The organism is Geodermatophilus sp. URMC 65, assembly GCF_053502545.1.
Genome location: NZ_CP199954.1, coordinates 1,081,573 through 1,098,182, shown reverse-complemented (window position 1 = coordinate 1,098,182; position 16,610 = coordinate 1,081,573). Strand labels below are relative to the sequence as shown.

The window sequence follows — 16,610 nt, the reverse complement described above, 5'->3', positions numbered from 1 at the left end:
CTCAGCGCCCTCCGTCCGTGGTCACCCGGGGCTGGTCCTGGCGGTACCCCCGCGAGGGCGGCAGGCCGGTGCCCTCGGGGTGGTGGTGCCCGCCGGCCCCGGCGTCGGCCGCGGCCCCGGCCAGCGGGCCGTCGTAGGCGATCCGGCCGTGGTCGACGACGACCGCGCGGGTGAGGACCCCGGCCAGCGCGGCGGTCTCGTGCGTGACCACCAGCAGGGTCGTTCCGGTCGCCGACACGTCGGCCAGGACGGCGGCCAGGGCGTCCTGGCTCGCGGCGTCCACCCCGGCGGTCGGCTCGTCCATGACCAGCAGCTCCGGCTCGGCGGCCAGCGCGCGGGCGACCAGCACCCGGCGCTGCTGCCCGCCGGAGAGCGAGGCGACCGGGTCGCCGAGCCGGTCGGCCAGCCCGACCGCGGCGACGGCGTCCTGCACCGCGGCGCGGTCGGCCTGCCGCAGCCGGCCGAAGGGGCCGAGGCGGGCCAGCCGGCCGACGCCGACGACCTCGCGCACCGTCGCCGGGACCGCGCCGCTGACCGTGTGCCGCTGCGGCACATAGCCGATCCGGCCGCGTTCGCGCGGCCGTCCGACCGGGGCGCCGAGGACCTCCACCTCGCCGCCGAGCACGGTGGCCAGGCCGAGCAGCCCGCGCGCGAGGGTGGTCTTGCCCGACCCGTTGGAGCCGAGGACGGCGACCGCCTCGCCGTCGGCCACGGTCAGGTCGACGCCCTGGACGACGGCGACGTCGCCGTAGCCGATGCGGGCGTCCCGCAGCCGGACGGCGGTCATGAGCAGGACTGCCCCTCCTGCAGGGTGGCCAGGTTGGCCCGCATGACCTCGAGGTAGTCGCTGCCGGCCGACTCGTCGGTCAGCCCCTCGATCGGGTCCAGGACGGCGGTCCGCACGCCAGCTTCGCTCGCGACGGTCTCGGCGACGGCCGGGTCGACGAGGGTCTCGGTGTAGACGGTGGTGATGCCGCGCTCCCGGACCAGCTCGGCGATCTCGGCCTGGGCGGCCGGGCTGGGCTCGGCGGAGGGGCTGAGCCCGCTGATGCCGACCACCTCGAGACCGTACCGGTCACCGAGGTAGCCGAAGGCGTCGTGGCCGGTGACCAGGGTGTCCACCGCGCAGCCGGCCAGGCCCGCCTGCATCTCGGCGTCGAGCGCCTCGAGGTCGGTCCGCAGCGCGGCCGCGTTCTGCTCGTAGGTCGCCGCGCCGTCGGGGTCGGCCTCGGTCAGCCGGTCGGCCAGCGCGTCAGCGACGGAGGCCAGCCGGACCGGGTCCAGCCAGAAGTGCGGGTCGACCGCCCCGTCCTCGTGGGCGTGCTCCGCGTGCTCCTCGGCGGTCTCGCCCTCGTGGGCGTCCTCCTCGGCGGTCGGCACGAGGTCGGCGGCCCGGCCGGCGTCCCACGCCGTGTCGGCGGCCTCGGTCTGCGCGGCCTGGTCGAGCGCCGGCTGGAAGCCGTCGAGGTAGACGAGCAGGTCGGCGTCGGCGACCGCAGCGACGTCCTGCGGCGCGAGCTCGAGGTCGTGGGCCTCGGCGCCCGGCGGCGTCAGCGAGGAGACATCGACGCGGTCGCCGCCGACGCGCTGCGCCGCCCACTCCAGCGGGTAGAAGCCCGCGACGACGGTGAGCCCGTCCTCGCCGGTGCTCCCCGCGGTCGCGTCGGCGCCCCCGCACCCGGCCAGCGCCAGAGCGGCGGCCGAGGCGGTGGCTGCGGTCACGGTGCGCGCGGTCCACGTGTTCATGGGAATCATTCTCACATAGGTGCCGCTCGAGGCGGCCCGAGGCCCTCGCCCGCCCGCGTAGGCTCGCGGGCGTGTCCGACGTCTCCGGCCTGCCGCTGATCGGGGCCGCGGCGCTGCGCGCCCGCGCCGCTGCCCGGGTGCTGCGCACCCTGCCCACCGACACCAAGGACGCCGCGCTGCGTGCCATGGCCGACGCGCTGGTCGAGCGCGCCGACGAGGTGCTCGCCGCCAACGCCGCCGACGTGGCGGCGGCCGCGGCCGACGGCACCCCGGCCTCGGTCCTCGACCGGCTGCGGCTCGACGCGGGCCGCATCGCCGGCGTGGCCGACGCGCTGCGCCAGCTGGTCGCGCTGCCCGACCCGGTGGGCGACGTCGTCCGCGGGTCGACGCTGCCCAACGGGCTGCAGCTGCGCCAGGTCCGGGTGCCCCTGGGCGTGGTCGGCATCGTCTACGAGGCCCGGCCGAACGTGACCGTCGACGCGGCCGGCCTGTGCCTCAAGAGCGGCAACGCGGCGTTGCTGCGCGGCTCGGCCTCGGCGTTCCGGACCAACACCGCGCTGGTCGCCGTCCTCACCGAGGCGGCGGAGAAGGCCGGGCTCCCGGCCGGCTCGGTCGAGCTGCTGCCCGCCGACCGCGCCTCGGTGGGCGAGCTGCTCAACGCCCGCGGCCTGGTCGACGTGGTGATCCCCCGCGGCGGGGCGTCGCTGATCCAGCGGGTGGTGCGCGAGGCGCGGGTGCCGGTCATCGAGACCGGCGAGGGGAACTGCCACGTCTACGTCGACGCCTCGGCCGACCCGGCGATCGCCGAGGCGATCGTGCTCAACGCCAAGACCCACCGGGTGAGCGTCTGCAACTCCGCCGAGACGCTGCTGGTGCACCGCGACGTCGCGTTCCTGTCCCGGTTGCTGTCGGCGCTGGCCGACGCCGGCGTGACGCTGCACGGGGACGACGCGGCCCGGGCGGCGCACGACGCCGTCGTCCCGGCGACCGAGGAGGACTGGGCGACCGAGTACCTGTCCATGGACATGGCGGTGCGCGTGGTCGACGACCTGCCGCAGGCGCTGGACCACATCGAGCGGTGGGGGAGCGGGCACTCCGAGGCGATCGTCGCCGACTCCGCGCGCGCCATCGCCGACTTCACCGCCGGGGTGGACGCCGCCGCGGTGCTGGTCAACGCCTCGACCCGGTTCACCGACGGCGGGGAGTTCGGCTTCGGCGCCGAGATCGGCATCTCCACCCAGAAGCTGCACGCCCGCGGTCCGCTGGGGCTGCCGGAGCTGACCTCCACCACCTACGTCGTCACCGGCAGCGGCCACACCCGCTGACGCCCACATCCGGCCCACCCCGCCACCCGACCGAGGAGCCGCATGCCCCGCCCGCCGTCGCAGTCCCCGCAGTTCTCCTCGGTCTCCGACGTCGGCAAGCGGCTGGCGGCGGCCGGCTACCTGCCCGACGCGCAGATCGCGACGACGGTCTTCCTCGCCGACCGGTTGGGCAAGCCCTTGCTGGTCGAGGGGCCGGCGGGCACCGGCAAGACCGAGCTGGCCAAGGCGCTGGCGGCCGCCACCGGGTCGGAGCTCATCCGGCTGCAGTGCTACGAGGGCCTCGACGAGGCGCGGGCGCTCTACGAGTGGAACTACAAGAAGCAGCTGCTGCGCATCCAGGCGGCCCAGGGCACCGACGGCGCCGACTGGGGCACCGTCCACGACGACATCTTCGGTGAGGAGTTCCTGCTCTCCCGGCCGCTGCTGACCGCGATCCGGCGCACCGAGCCGACCGTGCTGCTCATCGACGAGACCGACAAGGCCGACGTCGAGGTCGAGGGCCTGCTGCTGGAGGTGCTCAGCGACTTTCAGGTGACCATCCCCGAGCTCGGCACGGTGACCGCGACGCGCCGGCCGATGGTGGTGCTGACGTCCAACGCCACCCGCGAGCTGTCCGAGGCGCTCAAGCGGCGCTGCCTGTACCTGGCGCTGGACTACCCGTCGGCCGAGCGCGAGCGGGAGATCGTGCTCTCCCGGGTGCCCGACCTCGCCCCGGGCCTGGCCGAGCAGCTGGTGCGCACCGTGCGGGCGCTGCGCGCGCTGGAGCTGAAGAAGTCGCCGTCGATCTCCGAGAGCCTCGACTGGGCGCAGACGCTGCTCGAGCTGGGCCTGGACACCCTCGACGAGGAGGCCGTGCGGTCGACCCTCGGCGTGGTGCTCAAGCACGCCAGCGACCAGGACCGGGCCGCGGCCGAACTGCGGCTGAACTGATGACCGCGCCAGCCGCTTCGGGGGGACTGGCCGGGCACCTCGACGGCTTCGTCCGCGCGGTGCGCGACGCCGGCATCCCGGTCGGCATCAGCCAGGCCGTCGACGCCGCCGAGATCCTCACCGTGGTCGACCTGCTCGACCGCGAGCAGCTGCGGCACGGGCTGGCGGCGGTGCTGCTGCAGCGGGCGGCGCAGCGGCCGGCCTACGACGTGCTGTTCGACCTGTGGTGGCCGCTGTCCGACCGGCCGGCGGTCCCCGCGGCCGACGACGAGCCCGGCGGGGAGCCGGGGGAGTCCGGGGAGTCGACCCTCGACCTGCCCGACGGCACCGACCTGGCGCAGCTCATGCGCGAGGAGCTGTCCCGGCTGCTGCTCGACGGCGACGAGGAGGCGCTGCGCCGCTTCGCCCGCGAGGCGGTCGACCAGCTGGGCCGCACGGCGCCGTCGCCGTCGGGCCAGTCCTTCTTCAGCTACCGGGTGATGCGGGCGCTCTCGCCGGACACCCTGGTCGCCCAGCTGCTGGCCGGCCTGCTCGGGGACGCCGGGCGCGGCGGGCTCGCCGAGCAGGTGGCCCGCCAGACGGTGCGCGAGCGGCTGGCCGCCTTCCGGGCCGCGGTGGAGGCCGAGGTCCGGCGGCGGACGGCGGCCGAGCGCGGCCGGGACAAGGTGGCGCGGAACGCCGTCCGCCCGCTGGCCGACCAGGTCGACTTCCTGCGCGCCCAGGCCGCGGACCTCGCCGAGCTGCGCCGGACGGTCGCCCCGCTGGCGCGGCGGCTCGCCGTGCGGCTCTCGGCGCGCCGGCGGCTGGGCCGGGAGGGCCGGCTGGACTTCCGCAAGACCGTCCGGGCGTCGTTGGGCACCGGCGGCGTGCCGGTGGTGACCCACCACCGGCCGCGGAAGGTGCACAAGCCCGAGCTGGTGGTGCTCTGCGACGTCAGCGGCTCGGTGGCGGGCTTCAGCCACTTCACCCTGATGCTGACCCAGGCGCTGCGCGAGCACTTCTCCGGGGTGCGGGCGTTCGCCTTCGTCGACTCCACCGACGAGGTGACCCGCTTCTTCCGCCCCGGTGCCGACGTCGCCGACGCGGTCGCCCGGATCGGGCGGGAGGCCGACGTCGTCGGCTTCGACGGGCACAGCGACTACGGGACGGCGTTCGAGGTCTTCGCCGAGCGGTGGCCCTCGGCGGTCGGACCGAAGACGTCGCTGCTCGTGCTCGGGGACGGCCGCACCAACTACCGCCCGCCGGGGCTGCCGGTGCTGGCCGACCTGGTCCGCCGCTCCCGCTCGGCGCACTGGCTCAACCCCGAGCCGCGCCGGCTGTGGGGCAGCGGCGACTCCGCGGCCGACCGCTACGGCGAGGTGGTCGACATGGTCGAGTGCCGCAACGCCGCCCAGCTCGCGGACTTCGTCACCACGCTCTGACAGAGGACCCTCCTGCCCCCCGCCACTCGCGAGCTCGGCGCGAGCCTCTGGACGGGGCCGGCCGTGGCTGCAAGGAGGCCGACGCCAGGAGCGGTCCGGGGCCGGTCCTCGCGGGCCGGTCCCGGACGGACCCGGTTAGGCTCGATCGGTGGCAGGTCGGCGGGTCGGGGTGATGGGCGGGACGTTCGACCCCATCCACCACGGGCACCTCGTGGCGGCGAGCGAGGTCGCCGTCCTCTTCGGTCTGGACGAGGTGGTCTTCGTGCCCACCGGCCAGCCGTGGCAGAAGAGCGACCGCGACGTGGCGCCGGCCGAGGACCGGTACCTCATGACCGTCATCGCCACCGCCTCCAACCCGCGGTTCTCGGTGAGCCGGGTGGACGTCGACCGCGGCGGCCCCACCTACACGATCGACACGCTCACCGACCTGCAGCGGCAGCGGCCCGACGACGAGCTGTTCTTCATCACCGGCGCCGACGCCCTCTCGCAGATCCTCAGCTGGCGTGACAGCGACCGCTGCTTCGAGCTCGCGCACTTCATCGGCGTCACCCGCCCCGGCTTCGACCTGGGCGCGTCCCACCTGCCGGAGGGAGCGGTCAGCCTGGTCGAGGTGCCGGCGCTGGCGATCAGCTCCAGCGACTGTCGCGACCGGGTCGGGCGCGGGATGCCGGTCTGGTACCTGGTCCCCGACGGCGTCGTGCAGTACATCGAGAAGCGCGGGCTGTACCGGACGGGCGCCGATGCCCGCGCCCTCACCCGCGAGGGCATCGCCCCCCGCCGCGTCCCCGGCGACGACCCGCCGTCCGGGGACCGCCCGACCTACGACCGGCCACCCGCCACGGCTCCCCGGACCGAGGGCACGCCTCCCGAACCACCGACCACCGATCTCCAGGAGGTACCCCGATGACCGCCTCGACCGAGGCGCGGGAGACCGCACTGCTGGCCGCCCAGGCCGCCGCCGACAAGCTGGCGACCGACGTCGCCATCGTCGACGTCAGCGAGCGGCTCGCCATCACCGACGCCTTCGTGCTGGCGTCGGCTCCCAACGAGCGTCAGGTGCAGGCGATCGTCGACGAGGTGGAGGAGCGGCTGCGGCAGCACGGCGTCAAGCCGGTGCGCCGGGAGGGCGTGGCCGAGGCGCGCTGGGTGCTGCTCGACTTCATCGACGTCGTCGTCCACGTGCAGCACGCCGAGGAGCGCGCCTACTACGCCCTCGAGCGGCTCTGGAAGGACTGCCCGACGATCCCGTTCGTCGACCGCGCCGCCCCCCGGAGTGACGGGGCGACCGGCACCGCGACGCTGTCGGCCGACGACGTCGACCCGGCCAGCGCCGACCCGACCCCGCTGGCACCCGAGCCGGCGGAGGAGGGCACCGCGGACGGCGGTCCGCGCGAGGACGGGGACCCGTCCGCGTCGGAGGCGGCCGGCCGGTGAGCGGCGTCCCGGCGCTGCCCGTGCCGCGGCTGGTCCTCTGGCGGCACGGACGCACCGAGTGGAACGCCGTGGGCCGCTTCCAGGGGCAGCTGGACCCGCCGCTGGACGAGGTGGGCCGCCGCCAGGCGCGGCGGGCCGCTCCGCACGTGGCCGCACCGCTGCCCGACGACACGATCGTCGTCTCCAGCGACCTCGGCCGGGCCGCCGAGACCGCGGTGGCGCTCACCGACGTGCTCGGGGTGTCACTGCGGCTGGACCCCCGGCTGCGCGAGGTCGGCATGGGCTCCTGGGAGGGGCTCACCCGCGAGGAGGTCGCCGAGCGCCACCCCGAGCAGTACGCCGACTGGCTGGCCGGGCGGCCCATCGTCGGCCGCGGCGGTGAGGAGGCCGCCGACGTGCCGGCGCGGGCGCTGGCCGCGTTGCGCGACCTGCCCGAGGCCCCGGCGGCCGTCGTCGTCACCCACGGCGGGACCTCCGCGCGCCTGATCGAGGCGCTGCTCGGGCTGGGCCCCGAGCACCACCGGGTGCTGGGCCCCCTGGCCAACTGCGCCTGGAGCGAGCTGGCCGAGCAGAGCGGCCGGTGGCGGCTGCTGCGGCACAACACCACGGCACCCGAGCTGTCCGACGGTCCGGTCCCCGCGCCACAGCCGGGCGCGCGCCGCCCGGACGCCGGCGCCAGCCCCGAGGAAGGGGCACCGGGCCCTCCGCAGGACGCCGACGCACTGTGATCCCCGCCGTGGCCGGTCGGCCGCGGGAGGTCGCGGGAGGTCGCGGGCTAGCCTCGCCGGGTGTCCGTCGCCGTGGTCACCGACTCCTCGGCGTACCTGCCTGCCCGCCTGCTGGAGCAGTACGCGGTCGAGGTCGTCCCGCTCTACGTCGTCATGGCCGGTCACTCGGGCCGCGAGGGCGACGACATCGGACCGGCGGACGTCGCCCGCGCACTCGGTGTCCGGGGTCAGCGCGTCTCGACCTCCCGGCCGACACCCGGCGACTTCGTCGCCGCCTACCGCCGTCGCCTGGACTCCGGGGCCGACCGCATCGTCTCGGTCCACCTCTCCGCGGAGCTCTCCGGCACGGTGGACGCCGCCCGGCTGGCCGCCGCCCAGGTCGGGGAGCACATCGTGACCGTCGTCGACTCCCGTTCCGCGGCGATGGGCAACGGGTTCGCGGTGCTCGCCGCGGCCCGGTCGGCGGCGCGGGGCGAGGACATGGCCACCGTGGCCGCGGCCGCCCGGGACACCGCGGCCGCCACCCGCACCCTGTTCGTCGTCGACACCCTCGAGCACCTGCGCCGGGGTGGGCGCATCGGGCACGCCGCCTCGATGATCGGCACCGCGCTGTCGGTCAAGCCGGTCCTGCACGTCGCCGACGGCCGGGTGGTGCCGCTGGAGAAGGTGCGCACGACGGCCCGGGCCCTCGTCCGCCTCGTCCAGCGCGGGGTGGAGGCCGCCGCGGGCAGGCCGGTGATGGTGGCCGTCCACCACCTGGCCGCACCGGAGCGGGCCGAGCGTCTGGCCGCCGCCCTCGAGGAGCGGCTGCCCGACCTGCGTGAGCTCTACGTCAGCGAGCTCGGCGCGGCGATCGGCGCGCACGTGGGGCCGGGTGCGGTGGGCCTCGTGGTGGCACCGGCTGCGCCCGCGCGGCCGTCCGACGTCGCGGCCCCTCCCCGAGAGGCGCAGGGTCCCTAGCCGGTGGCCTTTCTGCTCTGTCCTGCGCTGTGCGCCCGTCAGTAGCTTCGGCCGCCTCAGGCGACGCGAGGGGGAGACATGAGCGGTGGTGGACCGGCGGCTGGGGTGGCGGCGAACTGGGCCCGGGCCTACCTGGACGCGTGGAACGCGCACGACAGCGCGGCGGTGGCCGCGTTCTGGGCCGACGACGGGGTGTACCAGGACTTCGCGCTCGGCGAGCGATTCGAGGGCGCGGCCGCCGTCCGCGCCTTCGTGGATGCCATGGAGACCGGCTTCTCCACCGACTACCGGTTCGAGCCGGGCGCCGTCGTCGGGGACGGCGAGGGCTACGCGCTGGAGTGGACGATGGTCGGGACCAACGACCGGGCCGACCCCGAGCACGGCCTGCCGGCCACCGGACGCTCCTACCGGGTGCCCGGCGTCTCGGTCGGTCGGGTGCGCGACGGCCGGATCGTGGAGAACCGGGACTACTGGAACCTCGCCGACTACCTCCAGCAGGTGGGCCTCATGCCGAGACCCGAGGACGCAGTCACGAGCGGCGGATGACGACCGGCGGCTCGGCCGCTCGAGCGCTCGACGGCGCGCACGTGACGACGTCCTCCGGATCCACAGTGGTGGTGGCCGTCCACAGGTCGTCGGCGACACGGCCGATCGGGGGCGTCGCTCCCTAGCGTCGCGCCGGTGCGACTCCCTCCCCGCCGCAGCGACGACGCCGACCTGATCAGGCAACGGCTGCGGGCCCTGCTGCAGGAGAGCCGGCCACCCGGCTGGGTGCCCGACGACGAGACCGACCCCGAGCCGCGGGAGGAGCAGCTCCCCACCGCCACGGCGGAGGACGGGCTGCCGGTCGGCATCGGGCGCCATCGTGCCCCGGGCAGCGCCGTCCGGCTGGCCCCCGGCCGCCGCGCTGCCTGGTCGCTGTGGGTCGTCGGTCTGCTCGCCGCGCTCCTGGTGGTCGGCGGCACGTGGCTGGACCGTCCCCAGGTGCAGCCGGCACCCGTCGAGCCGGCTCCGACCGGGCCACCCGTGGGCGAGGAGCCCGCCGCGACGCCGTCGGTGGGGGTCGCGGCCGAGTCCGCGGCCACGGTCGTCGTCTCGGTGGTGGGCTCGGTGGCCCGCCCGGGGCTGGTCACGCTGCCCGACGGCGCGCGGGTGGCCGACGCGGTGGCGGCCGCCGGTGGCCTGCTGCCCGACGCCGACCCGGCCTCGGTGAACCTCGCCGCGGTCGTCTCCGACGGCCAGCAGGTGGCGGTCGGTGTCCCCGGAGCGGGGGTGGTCGGCGGCGCCGCCGACGGCTCGGGCGCAGCCGGCGGGGCGGGGCCGGTCGACCTCAACGCCGCCACCGCCGCCGACCTCGACGCGCTCCCGGGCATCGGTCCGGTGCTGGCCCAGCGGATCGTCGAGCACCGGGAGCGCAACGGACCCTTCCGGAGCGTGGAGCAGCTCGACGACGTCCCCGGCATCGGCCCGGCCACCTACGCCGAGCTCGCCGAGCTGGTGACCGTGTGAGCACGGCCCGGGAGCGCTGGTCGTGGCTGGACCTGCGGCTCGCACCCGCGGCGGCGACTGTCTGGGCCACCACCCTGCTCGCCCCGCTCCTGCCCATTCCGGTGCTGGCCGGCGCGGTGCCGGTGGCCGTCCTGACCGCGGTCGCGCTGTCCTGCCGCAGCCGGTCGCCGGCGGCGGTCGTGCTGCTGGGCGTCCTGGCCGCGCTGGCCGTCACCGCGGCGACCGCGGCGGTGCGGGAGGCGGCCCGGGAGGCCTCCCCGCTCGCCGGGGTCGCCGAGGGACGGCGGACGGTCGAGCTGGTCCTGGAGCTCGACGGCGACCCGACGGCGGTGCGCGGGGGAGGCCCGCCGCGGGCCGTCGTCGAGGCCACCGTCGCCGCGCTGGAGGACGGCGGCACGCGCACCCGGCTGGACGACGCCGTGGTGCTCTTCGGCCCCGCCGACGAGTGGCGCGGACTGCTGCCCGGCCAGGTGGTCCGGGTCCGGGCCGCGGTCGCCCCGGCCGCCGCGGAGGACGGCGTGGCGGCGCGGCTGTCGGCGCGGGCGCCGCCGGTGCCGGTCGGGGAACCGTCGGCGGTGCAGCGGGTCGCCGGGGGGCTGCGGGAGGGGCTGCGCGAGGCCGCCGTCCGGGTGCTCGGGCCGCAGGCGGGTGGGCTCCTGCCGGGCCTGGTCGTCGGGGACACGCAGGCGATGGACCCGGTGCTCGTCGAGGACTTCCGGCGGGCGGGGCTGGCCCACCTGACGGCCGTCTCGGGCGCGAACGTGGCGATCGTGCTGGCCGGGGTGCTCGCGCCGTTGCGGCGCCGGGCGGTCGACCGGCGGGTGCAGGCGCTGGTCGCGGTGGTCGCGCTGGCCGGGTTCGTGGTGCTGGCCCGGCCCAGCGCCAGCGTGGTCCGGGCGGCGGCCATGGGCGCGGTGACGTTGCTGGCGCTGGCCACCGGGCGGTCCCGCGCGGCGCTGCCGGCCCTCGGGACGGCCGTCGTCGTTCTGCTGCTCCTCGACCCCGGCCTGGCCCGGGACGCCGGTTTCGCGCTCTCGGTCGCGGCCACCGCGGCCATCGTCCTGCTGGCGCCGGGCTGGTCCCGTCGCCTGCGCGGCCGCGGTTGGCCGCCGGTCCTGGCCGACGCGGTCGCGGTCGCCGCGGCCGCGGGGCTGGCCACCGCGCCGCTGGTGGCGGGCCTCTCCGGGCTGGTCAGCCCGGTGTCGCTGCCGGCCAACCTGCTCGGCGCTCCGGCCGTCGCCCCGGCGACCGTGCTCGGCCTGCTGGCCGCGGTCGCGCTCCCGGTCGTGCCGCCGCTGGGCGAGGCGCTGGTCTGGCTGGCCGGGTGGCCGGTGCGGTGGCTGGTCATCGTGGCCCAGCGTGCGGCGGCGCTGCCCGACGGTGCGACCGGCTGGCCGGCCGGCACCCGGGGCGCGGTGCTGCTGACGGTCCTGCTCCTGGCGCTGGGCTGGCTGCTGTGGCGCGTCCCCCGCGCCCGGCCGCTGGCGCTCGCGGTCCTCCTCGGCGTCGTGGTGCTCGGGTGGCCGTTGCGGCAGGTCACCCGCGGGTGGCCGCCCGAGCGGACGGTCCTCGTCGCCTGCGACGTCGGCCAGGGTGACGCGCTGGTGGTGCCGACCGCGCCGGGGGAGGGGCTGCTCGTGGACGCCGGGCCCGACGTCGGTCCGGTGGACCGCTGCCTGGACCGGCTGGGCATCGACACGCTGCCCCTGGTGCTGGTCACCCACCTGGACGCCGACCACGCGGGAGGCCTGGCCGGGGCGCTGTCCGGGCGGGACGTCGGCGTCGTCGCCACCGGCACGCTGTCGCCCGCTGAGGACCGGGCCGGCGCCCTGGACGCGACGGCGCGGCGGGCCGGTGCCGAGCGCGCCGTCCTGGTCCCCGGCGACCGGAGGACGGTGGGGACGGCGACCGTCGAGGTGCTCGCCCCGCCGCCGGAGGTCGCCACCGCCGCGGTGCCGGCCAACGACCTGTCGCTGGTGGTCCGGGTGACCCAGCGCGGGATCCGGGTGCTGCTCACCGGCGACCTGGGCGGCGCGATGGAGGCGCGGATCGTCGCGCGCGGGGTCGACCTGCGCGCCGACGTGCTCAAGGTGCCGCACCACGGCAGCGCCGACGCCGACCGCGGCTTCCTCACCGCCACCGGGGCACGGGTCGCGCTGGTCTCGGTGGGCGCGGACAACACCTACGGGCACCCGACGGCCCGGGTGCTGTCCTGGCTGGCGCAGCAGGGGACGCGGGTGCACCGCACCGACCGGGAGGGTGACCTGGCCGTGGTGGGCGACGCCGGCGCGTGGGGCGTGGCGGTCCGAGGGCCGGGCACCGGCGCCACGGCGGCCGGGCGGTCCGGCGCGGTGGGGGATCCGGCCGCCGCGACGGCCGACGGCCGGCCGGGACCCCGCGCGGGACGGCGGGAGCGTCGGTCCCGCGTGACACCATGCCGGTGTGGCCGCAGCACCCCCTGCACCGACCTCCCGCCTGCGCGCCGTGGTGGGCGAGGAGGAGCTGCTGCGTGCGCGCGCCGTCTCCGCCGTGCGGGCCGCCGTGCTCGAGCGCCACCCCGACGCCGAGCTGCACGACCTGCCGGCGCAGGGGTTGCCGGTCGGCCAGCTGGCCGACGTCCTGGCGCTCTCGCTGTTCGGCACGCACCGGCTGGTCGTCGTCACCGGCGTGCACGAGGCCGCCGGCGCGCTCGTCGACGCGCTCACCGGCTACACCAAGGACCCGGACCCGGACCTGACGCTGGTGATCGTGCACTCGGGGGGCAAGCGCAACGAGGCCCTGGTCAAGGCGTTCACCGCCGCGGGTGCGGCCGTCGACGACTGCCCGAAGGTCAGCTCGGTGGGCGACCGGATCGCCTTCGTGCGCAACGAGGTGCGCTCGGCCGGCGGCCGGATCACCCCGGACGCCGCCTCGGCGCTGGTCGAGGCGATCGGCGCGGACCTGCGGCAGCTGTCGTCCGCCGCCACGCAGCTGGTCTCGGACTTCGGCGGCACGGTCGACGCCGACGCCGTCGCCCGCTTCCACCGGGGCCAGGCCGAGGTCACCGGCTTCACCGTCGCCGAGCGGGTGCTCGTCGGCGACCGGCAGGGCTCCCTGGAGATGCTGCGGTGGGCGCTGCAGCGCGGTGTCGCGCACGTCCTCATCGCCGACGCGATCGCCGACGGCGTGCGGACGGCGGCCCGGGTCTCCTCGGTGCGCAGCTCCAACCCCGGCGACCTGGCCCGCACGCTGAAGATGCCGCCGTGGAAGGTCAAGCGGGCGCAGTCGCAGGCGCGCGGCTGGAGCATCGACGGCCTGCAGCAGGCGATCGGCGTGGCCGCCGAGCTCAACGCCGACGTCAAGGGTGCGGCGGCCAGCGCGGACTACGCGCTGGAGCGGGCAATCCGGCGGATCGTCACCATCCGCCGGGAGACCGGCCGCGGCGTCCGCGGCTGACAGAGGACCCCCTGCCCCCCGCCACTCGGCCCCTCCAGGGGCCCGCCGCGAGCGTGCGAGCGGTGGGGAGGAGGGGGTCCTTCCACCTGCAGGAGGGCCACGGCCCCGGGAACGCGACGAGCCCCCGTCCCGCAGGGGGAGGGGGCTCGTCGGACGGTCGCGCGGACGCGACCGGAGGTCAGCGGGAGAGGCCGGACAGCTGCTTGGCCATGCCCGACTTGCGGTTCGCGGCCTGGTTCTTGTGGATGACGCCCTTGCTGGCAGCCTTGTCCAGCGCCTTGCTGGCCGTCTGCAGCGCGGTCGTCGCGGCCGCGGCGTCCCCGGTGGCGGTGGCCTCGCGGAAGCGGCGGACGGCCGTCTTCAGGGCGGACTTGACGGCAACGTTGCGCTGACGCGCCTTCTCGTTGGTCTTGTTCCGCTTGATCTGGGACTTGATGTTCGCCACGCGTGAGCCTCGGGGGTGTCTCGGAGGGGGGTACTTCTGGACAGTGCGTCCGGACGGCGTGCGTCAGCGGACCGGTCTGCCAAGATACCAGCGTCGTCCGCCCGGCCCCAACCCGCGGGTACGCACCCGGGCCCGGTGGTGGCTGGACGACGCGGCCGGGCGTGGGACCATGGGGGCACTGTGACGACTCCCGCCTCCACCGACCCGGCCCGCATCCGGAACTTCTGCATCATCGCCCACATCGACCACGGCAAGTCGACGCTGGCCGACCGGATGCTCGAGGTCACCGGGATCATCGAGGCGCGGCAGATGCGTGCCCAGTACCTCGACCGGATGGACATCGAGCGCGAACGCGGCATCACCATCAAGGCGCAGAACGTGCGGCTGCCGTGGCGGGTCGGGGACACCGAGTACGTCCTCGACATGATCGACACCCCCGGCCACGTCGACTTCACCTACGAGGTGTCCCGGTCGCTGGCCGCCTGCGAGGGCGCGGTCCTGCTGGTCGACGCCGCGCAGGGCATCGAGGCGCAGACCCTGGCCAACCTCTACCTGGCCCTGGAGAACGACCTCACGATCATCCCGGTCCTCAACAAGATCGACCTGCCGGCCGCGCAGCCGGAGAAGTACGCGGCCGAGATCGCGCACATCATCGGCTGCGACCCCTCTGACGTCCTGCGGGTCAGCGGTAAGACCGGCGAGGGCGTGCCCGAGCTGCTCGACCAGATCGTGGCCCAGATCCCCGCCCCGGTCGGCGACGCGGAGGCCCCCGCCCGGGCGATGATCTTCGACAGCGTCTACGACATCTACCGCGGCGTCATCACCTACGTCCGCGTCGTCGACGGGCGCATCTCCAGCCGCGAGCGCATCAAGATGATGTCGACCGGCGCCGTCCACGAGCTGCTCGAGATCGGCGTCATCTCCCCGGAGCCCAAGCCGGTCGAGGGCCTCGGCGTCGGCGAGGTCGGCTACTTCATCACCGGCGTGAAGGACGTCCGCCAGTCCCGCGTCGGCGACACCGTCACGCTGCAGCACAAGCCGGCCGCCGAGCCGATCGGTGGCTACAGCGACCCCAAGCCGATGGTCTACTCCGGCCTCTACCCGATCGACGGCAGCGAGTACCCGTTGCTGCGCGAGGCGCTGGACAAGCTGCTGCTCAACGACGCCGCGCTGACCTACGAGCCGGAGACCTCCGCAGCGCTGGGCTTCGGGTTCCGCGTCGGCTTCCTCGGCCTGCTGCACCTGGAGATCGTTCGCGAGCGCCTGGAGCGCGAGGCCGGCATCAGCCTCATCTCCACCGCGCCGAACGTCGTCTACCGGGTGGTCATGGAGGACGGCACGGAGATCACCGTGACCAACCCGAGCGACTGGCCCGAGGGCAAGATCGACAAGGTCTACGAGCCCGTCGTCAAGGCGACGATCATCGCGCCCAGCGACTACACCGGCGCGATCATGGAGCTCTGCCAGAGCCGCCGCGGCCAGCTCGGCGGCATGGACTACCTGAGCGAGTCCCGGGTCGAGCTGCGGTACACGCTGCCCCTGGGCGAGATCATCTTCGACTTCTTCGACGCGTTGAAGTCGCGCACCCGCGGCTACGCGAGCCTCGACTACACCGAGGCCGGTGAGCAGGAGTCGTCGCTGGTGAAGGTGGACATCCTGCTGCAGGGCGAGGCCGTCGACGCGTTCAGCGCGATCGTGCACAAGGACAAGGCCTACAGCTACGGCGTGATGATGGCCGGCAAGCTGCGCGAGCTCATCCCGCGGCAGCAGTTCGAGGTGCCGATCCAGGCCGCCGTCGGCTCGCGGGTCATCGCCCGCGAGACGGTCCGCGCCATCCGCAAGGACGTCCTCGCCAAGTGCTACGGCGGTGACATCACCCGCAAGCGGAAGCTGCTGGAGAAGCAGAAGGAGGGCAAGAAGCGGATGAAGATGGTCGGCCGCGTCGAGGTCCCCCAGGAGGCCTTCGTGGCCGCGCTCTCCACCAACGAGTCCACCGCCTCCAAGAAGTGACCCGCGGCCGCCTCGACGCGGTCTGCGTCTCCGGCTCCGACCTGCTGCCGCTGCCCGGCCGTCGTCCGAACCGCAGCGGCATCGACAAGCGGCCGGTCGCCGGGCGGGTCGCCGTCCACCCGCTCGGGCTGGACGGCGACGTGCAGGTCAACCGCAGGTACCACGGCGGCGAGGGGCAGGCGGTCTACGCCTACGCCCAGGAGGACGCCGACTGGTGGGCCGCCGAGCTGGACCGCGAGCTGCCGCCCGGCCGGTTCGGCGAGAACCTGCGGACGACGGGTCTAGACCTCGCCGGCGCGGTGCTCGGTGAGCGCTGGCGGGTCGGGACGGCGCTGTTCGAGGTGACCGCCTGCCGCATCCCGTGCGCCAACTTCGAGCGGTTCTGGGGCGTGCCGCAGCTGGTCAGGCGGTTCACCGCCCGCGGGGCCAGCGGCGCCTACCTCCGGGTGCGGGAGATCGGGGACGTCGGCGCCGGCGACACGGTCGAGGTGGTGCACCGTCCCGACCACGGCGTCACCGTCGGCCTGCTGTTCCGCGCGACGACGACGCAGCGACGCCGGCTGCCCGAGATCGCACCGGCCCTCGAACACCTCCCGCTCAAGGACCAGCCGAAGCTGGCCGCCAGGATCGCCGCGCGGACGGGCGCCACGGCCTGACGGACCCCTGG

The 16,610-nt window shown here is 75.7% G+C and carries 15 protein-coding genes and 1 pseudogene; 13 read left to right on the top strand and 3 right to left on the bottom strand.

Annotated elements, in window-relative coordinates:
* Window position 1: 1 nt before the first annotated feature.
* A complete protein-coding gene (locus ACWIX7_RS05145; RefSeq protein ID WP_448620488.1) occupies window positions 2–787 on the bottom strand; it encodes a metal ABC transporter ATP-binding protein in 786 nt (261 codons plus the stop codon).
* The gene (locus ACWIX7_RS05140; protein ID WP_448620487.1) at window positions 784–1,746 is read right to left on the bottom strand and encodes a metal ABC transporter substrate-binding protein; all 963 of its coding nucleotides are present in this window, start codon (window positions 1,744–1,746) and stop codon (window positions 784–786) included. Before ACWIX7_RS05140 ends, ACWIX7_RS05145 begins: the two co-directional genes overlap by 4 nt.
* 71 nt (window positions 1,747–1,817) lie before the next feature.
* On the opposite strand from ACWIX7_RS05140, the gene ACWIX7_RS05135 reads away from it, so the two are divergent.
* From ACWIX7_RS05135 to holA, 11 genes and pseudogenes are all read left to right on the top strand, one after another.
* Complete coding sequence (locus tag ACWIX7_RS05135; RefSeq protein WP_448620486.1) at window positions 1,818–3,071, top strand: glutamate-5-semialdehyde dehydrogenase; 1,254 nt, start codon at window positions 1,818–1,820, stop codon at window positions 3,069–3,071.
* Between the two features lie 42 nt (window positions 3,072–3,113).
* Complete coding sequence (locus tag ACWIX7_RS05130; protein WP_448620485.1) at window positions 3,114–4,001, top strand: AAA family ATPase; 888 nt, start codon at window positions 3,114–3,116, stop codon at window positions 3,999–4,001.
* Window positions 4,001–5,422, top strand: coding sequence for a vWA domain-containing protein (locus ACWIX7_RS05125; RefSeq protein ID WP_448620484.1), 1,422 nt, complete (start codon window positions 4,001–4,003; stop codon window positions 5,420–5,422). Before ACWIX7_RS05130 ends, ACWIX7_RS05125 begins: the two co-directional genes overlap by 1 nt.
* Before the next feature lie 148 nt (window positions 5,423–5,570).
* On the top strand, window positions 5,571–6,329 hold the full coding sequence (gene nadD / locus ACWIX7_RS05120) for a nicotinate-nucleotide adenylyltransferase (protein WP_448620483.1): 759 nt from the start codon (window positions 5,571–5,573) through the stop codon (window positions 6,327–6,329).
* A complete protein-coding gene (gene rsfS / locus ACWIX7_RS05115; RefSeq protein WP_448620482.1) occupies window positions 6,326–6,856 on the top strand; it encodes a ribosome silencing factor in 531 nt (176 codons plus the stop codon). Before nadD ends, rsfS begins: the two co-directional genes overlap by 4 nt.
* Window positions 6,853–7,584: a histidine phosphatase family protein gene (locus ACWIX7_RS05110; protein ID WP_448620481.1), complete on the top strand. Its 732-nt coding sequence runs from the start codon at window positions 6,853–6,855 to the stop codon at window positions 7,582–7,584. Before rsfS ends, ACWIX7_RS05110 begins: the two co-directional genes overlap by 4 nt.
* Window positions 7,585–7,644: 60 nt before the next feature.
* The gene (locus ACWIX7_RS05105) at window positions 7,645–8,544 is read left to right on the top strand and encodes a DegV family protein (RefSeq protein ID WP_448620480.1); all 900 of its coding nucleotides are present in this window, start codon (window positions 7,645–7,647) and stop codon (window positions 8,542–8,544) included.
* Between the two features lie 78 nt (window positions 8,545–8,622).
* Entirely contained in the window at window positions 8,623–9,090 is a 468-nt protein-coding gene (locus ACWIX7_RS05100) for an ester cyclase (protein ID WP_448620479.1), read from the top strand.
* 135 nt (window positions 9,091–9,225) lie between these two features.
* Window positions 9,226–10,053 carry a ComEA family DNA-binding protein gene (locus tag ACWIX7_RS05095; RefSeq protein ID WP_448620478.1) on the top strand — a complete coding sequence of 276 codons (828 nt, stop codon included), beginning with the start codon at window positions 9,226–9,228 and terminating at the stop codon, window positions 10,051–10,053.
* A pseudogene (locus ACWIX7_RS05090) lies at window positions 10,050–12,164 on the top strand (ComEC/Rec2 family competence protein); the annotation flags it as partial. The gene ACWIX7_RS05095 and the pseudogene ACWIX7_RS05090, both read left to right, overlap by 4 nt.
* Window positions 12,165–12,495: 331 nt before the next feature.
* On the top strand, window positions 12,496–13,488 hold the full coding sequence (gene holA, locus ACWIX7_RS05085; RefSeq protein WP_448620477.1) for a DNA polymerase III subunit delta: 993 nt from the start codon (window positions 12,496–12,498) through the stop codon (window positions 13,486–13,488).
* A gap of 178 nt (window positions 13,489–13,666) precedes the next feature.
* Here the strand turns inward: holA and rpsT are convergent, their stop codons facing one another.
* On the bottom strand, window positions 13,667–13,933 hold the full coding sequence (rpsT, locus tag ACWIX7_RS05080; protein WP_448620476.1) for a 30S ribosomal protein S20: 267 nt from the start codon (window positions 13,931–13,933) through the stop codon (window positions 13,667–13,669).
* Between the two features lie 180 nt (window positions 13,934–14,113).
* Here rpsT and lepA point away from each other — a divergent pair, with 180 nt between their 5' ends.
* Window positions 14,114–15,943, top strand: a complete 1,830-nt coding sequence (gene lepA / locus ACWIX7_RS05075) for a translation elongation factor 4 (RefSeq protein ID WP_448620475.1) — start codon at window positions 14,114–14,116, stop codon at window positions 15,941–15,943.
* Window positions 15,940–16,599: an MOSC domain-containing protein gene (locus ACWIX7_RS05070; protein WP_448620474.1), complete on the top strand. Its 660-nt coding sequence runs from the start codon at window positions 15,940–15,942 to the stop codon at window positions 16,597–16,599. The genes lepA and ACWIX7_RS05070 overlap by 4 nt, the downstream gene beginning before the upstream one ends.
* The last annotated feature ends 11 nt before the right edge of the window (window positions 16,600–16,610 follow it).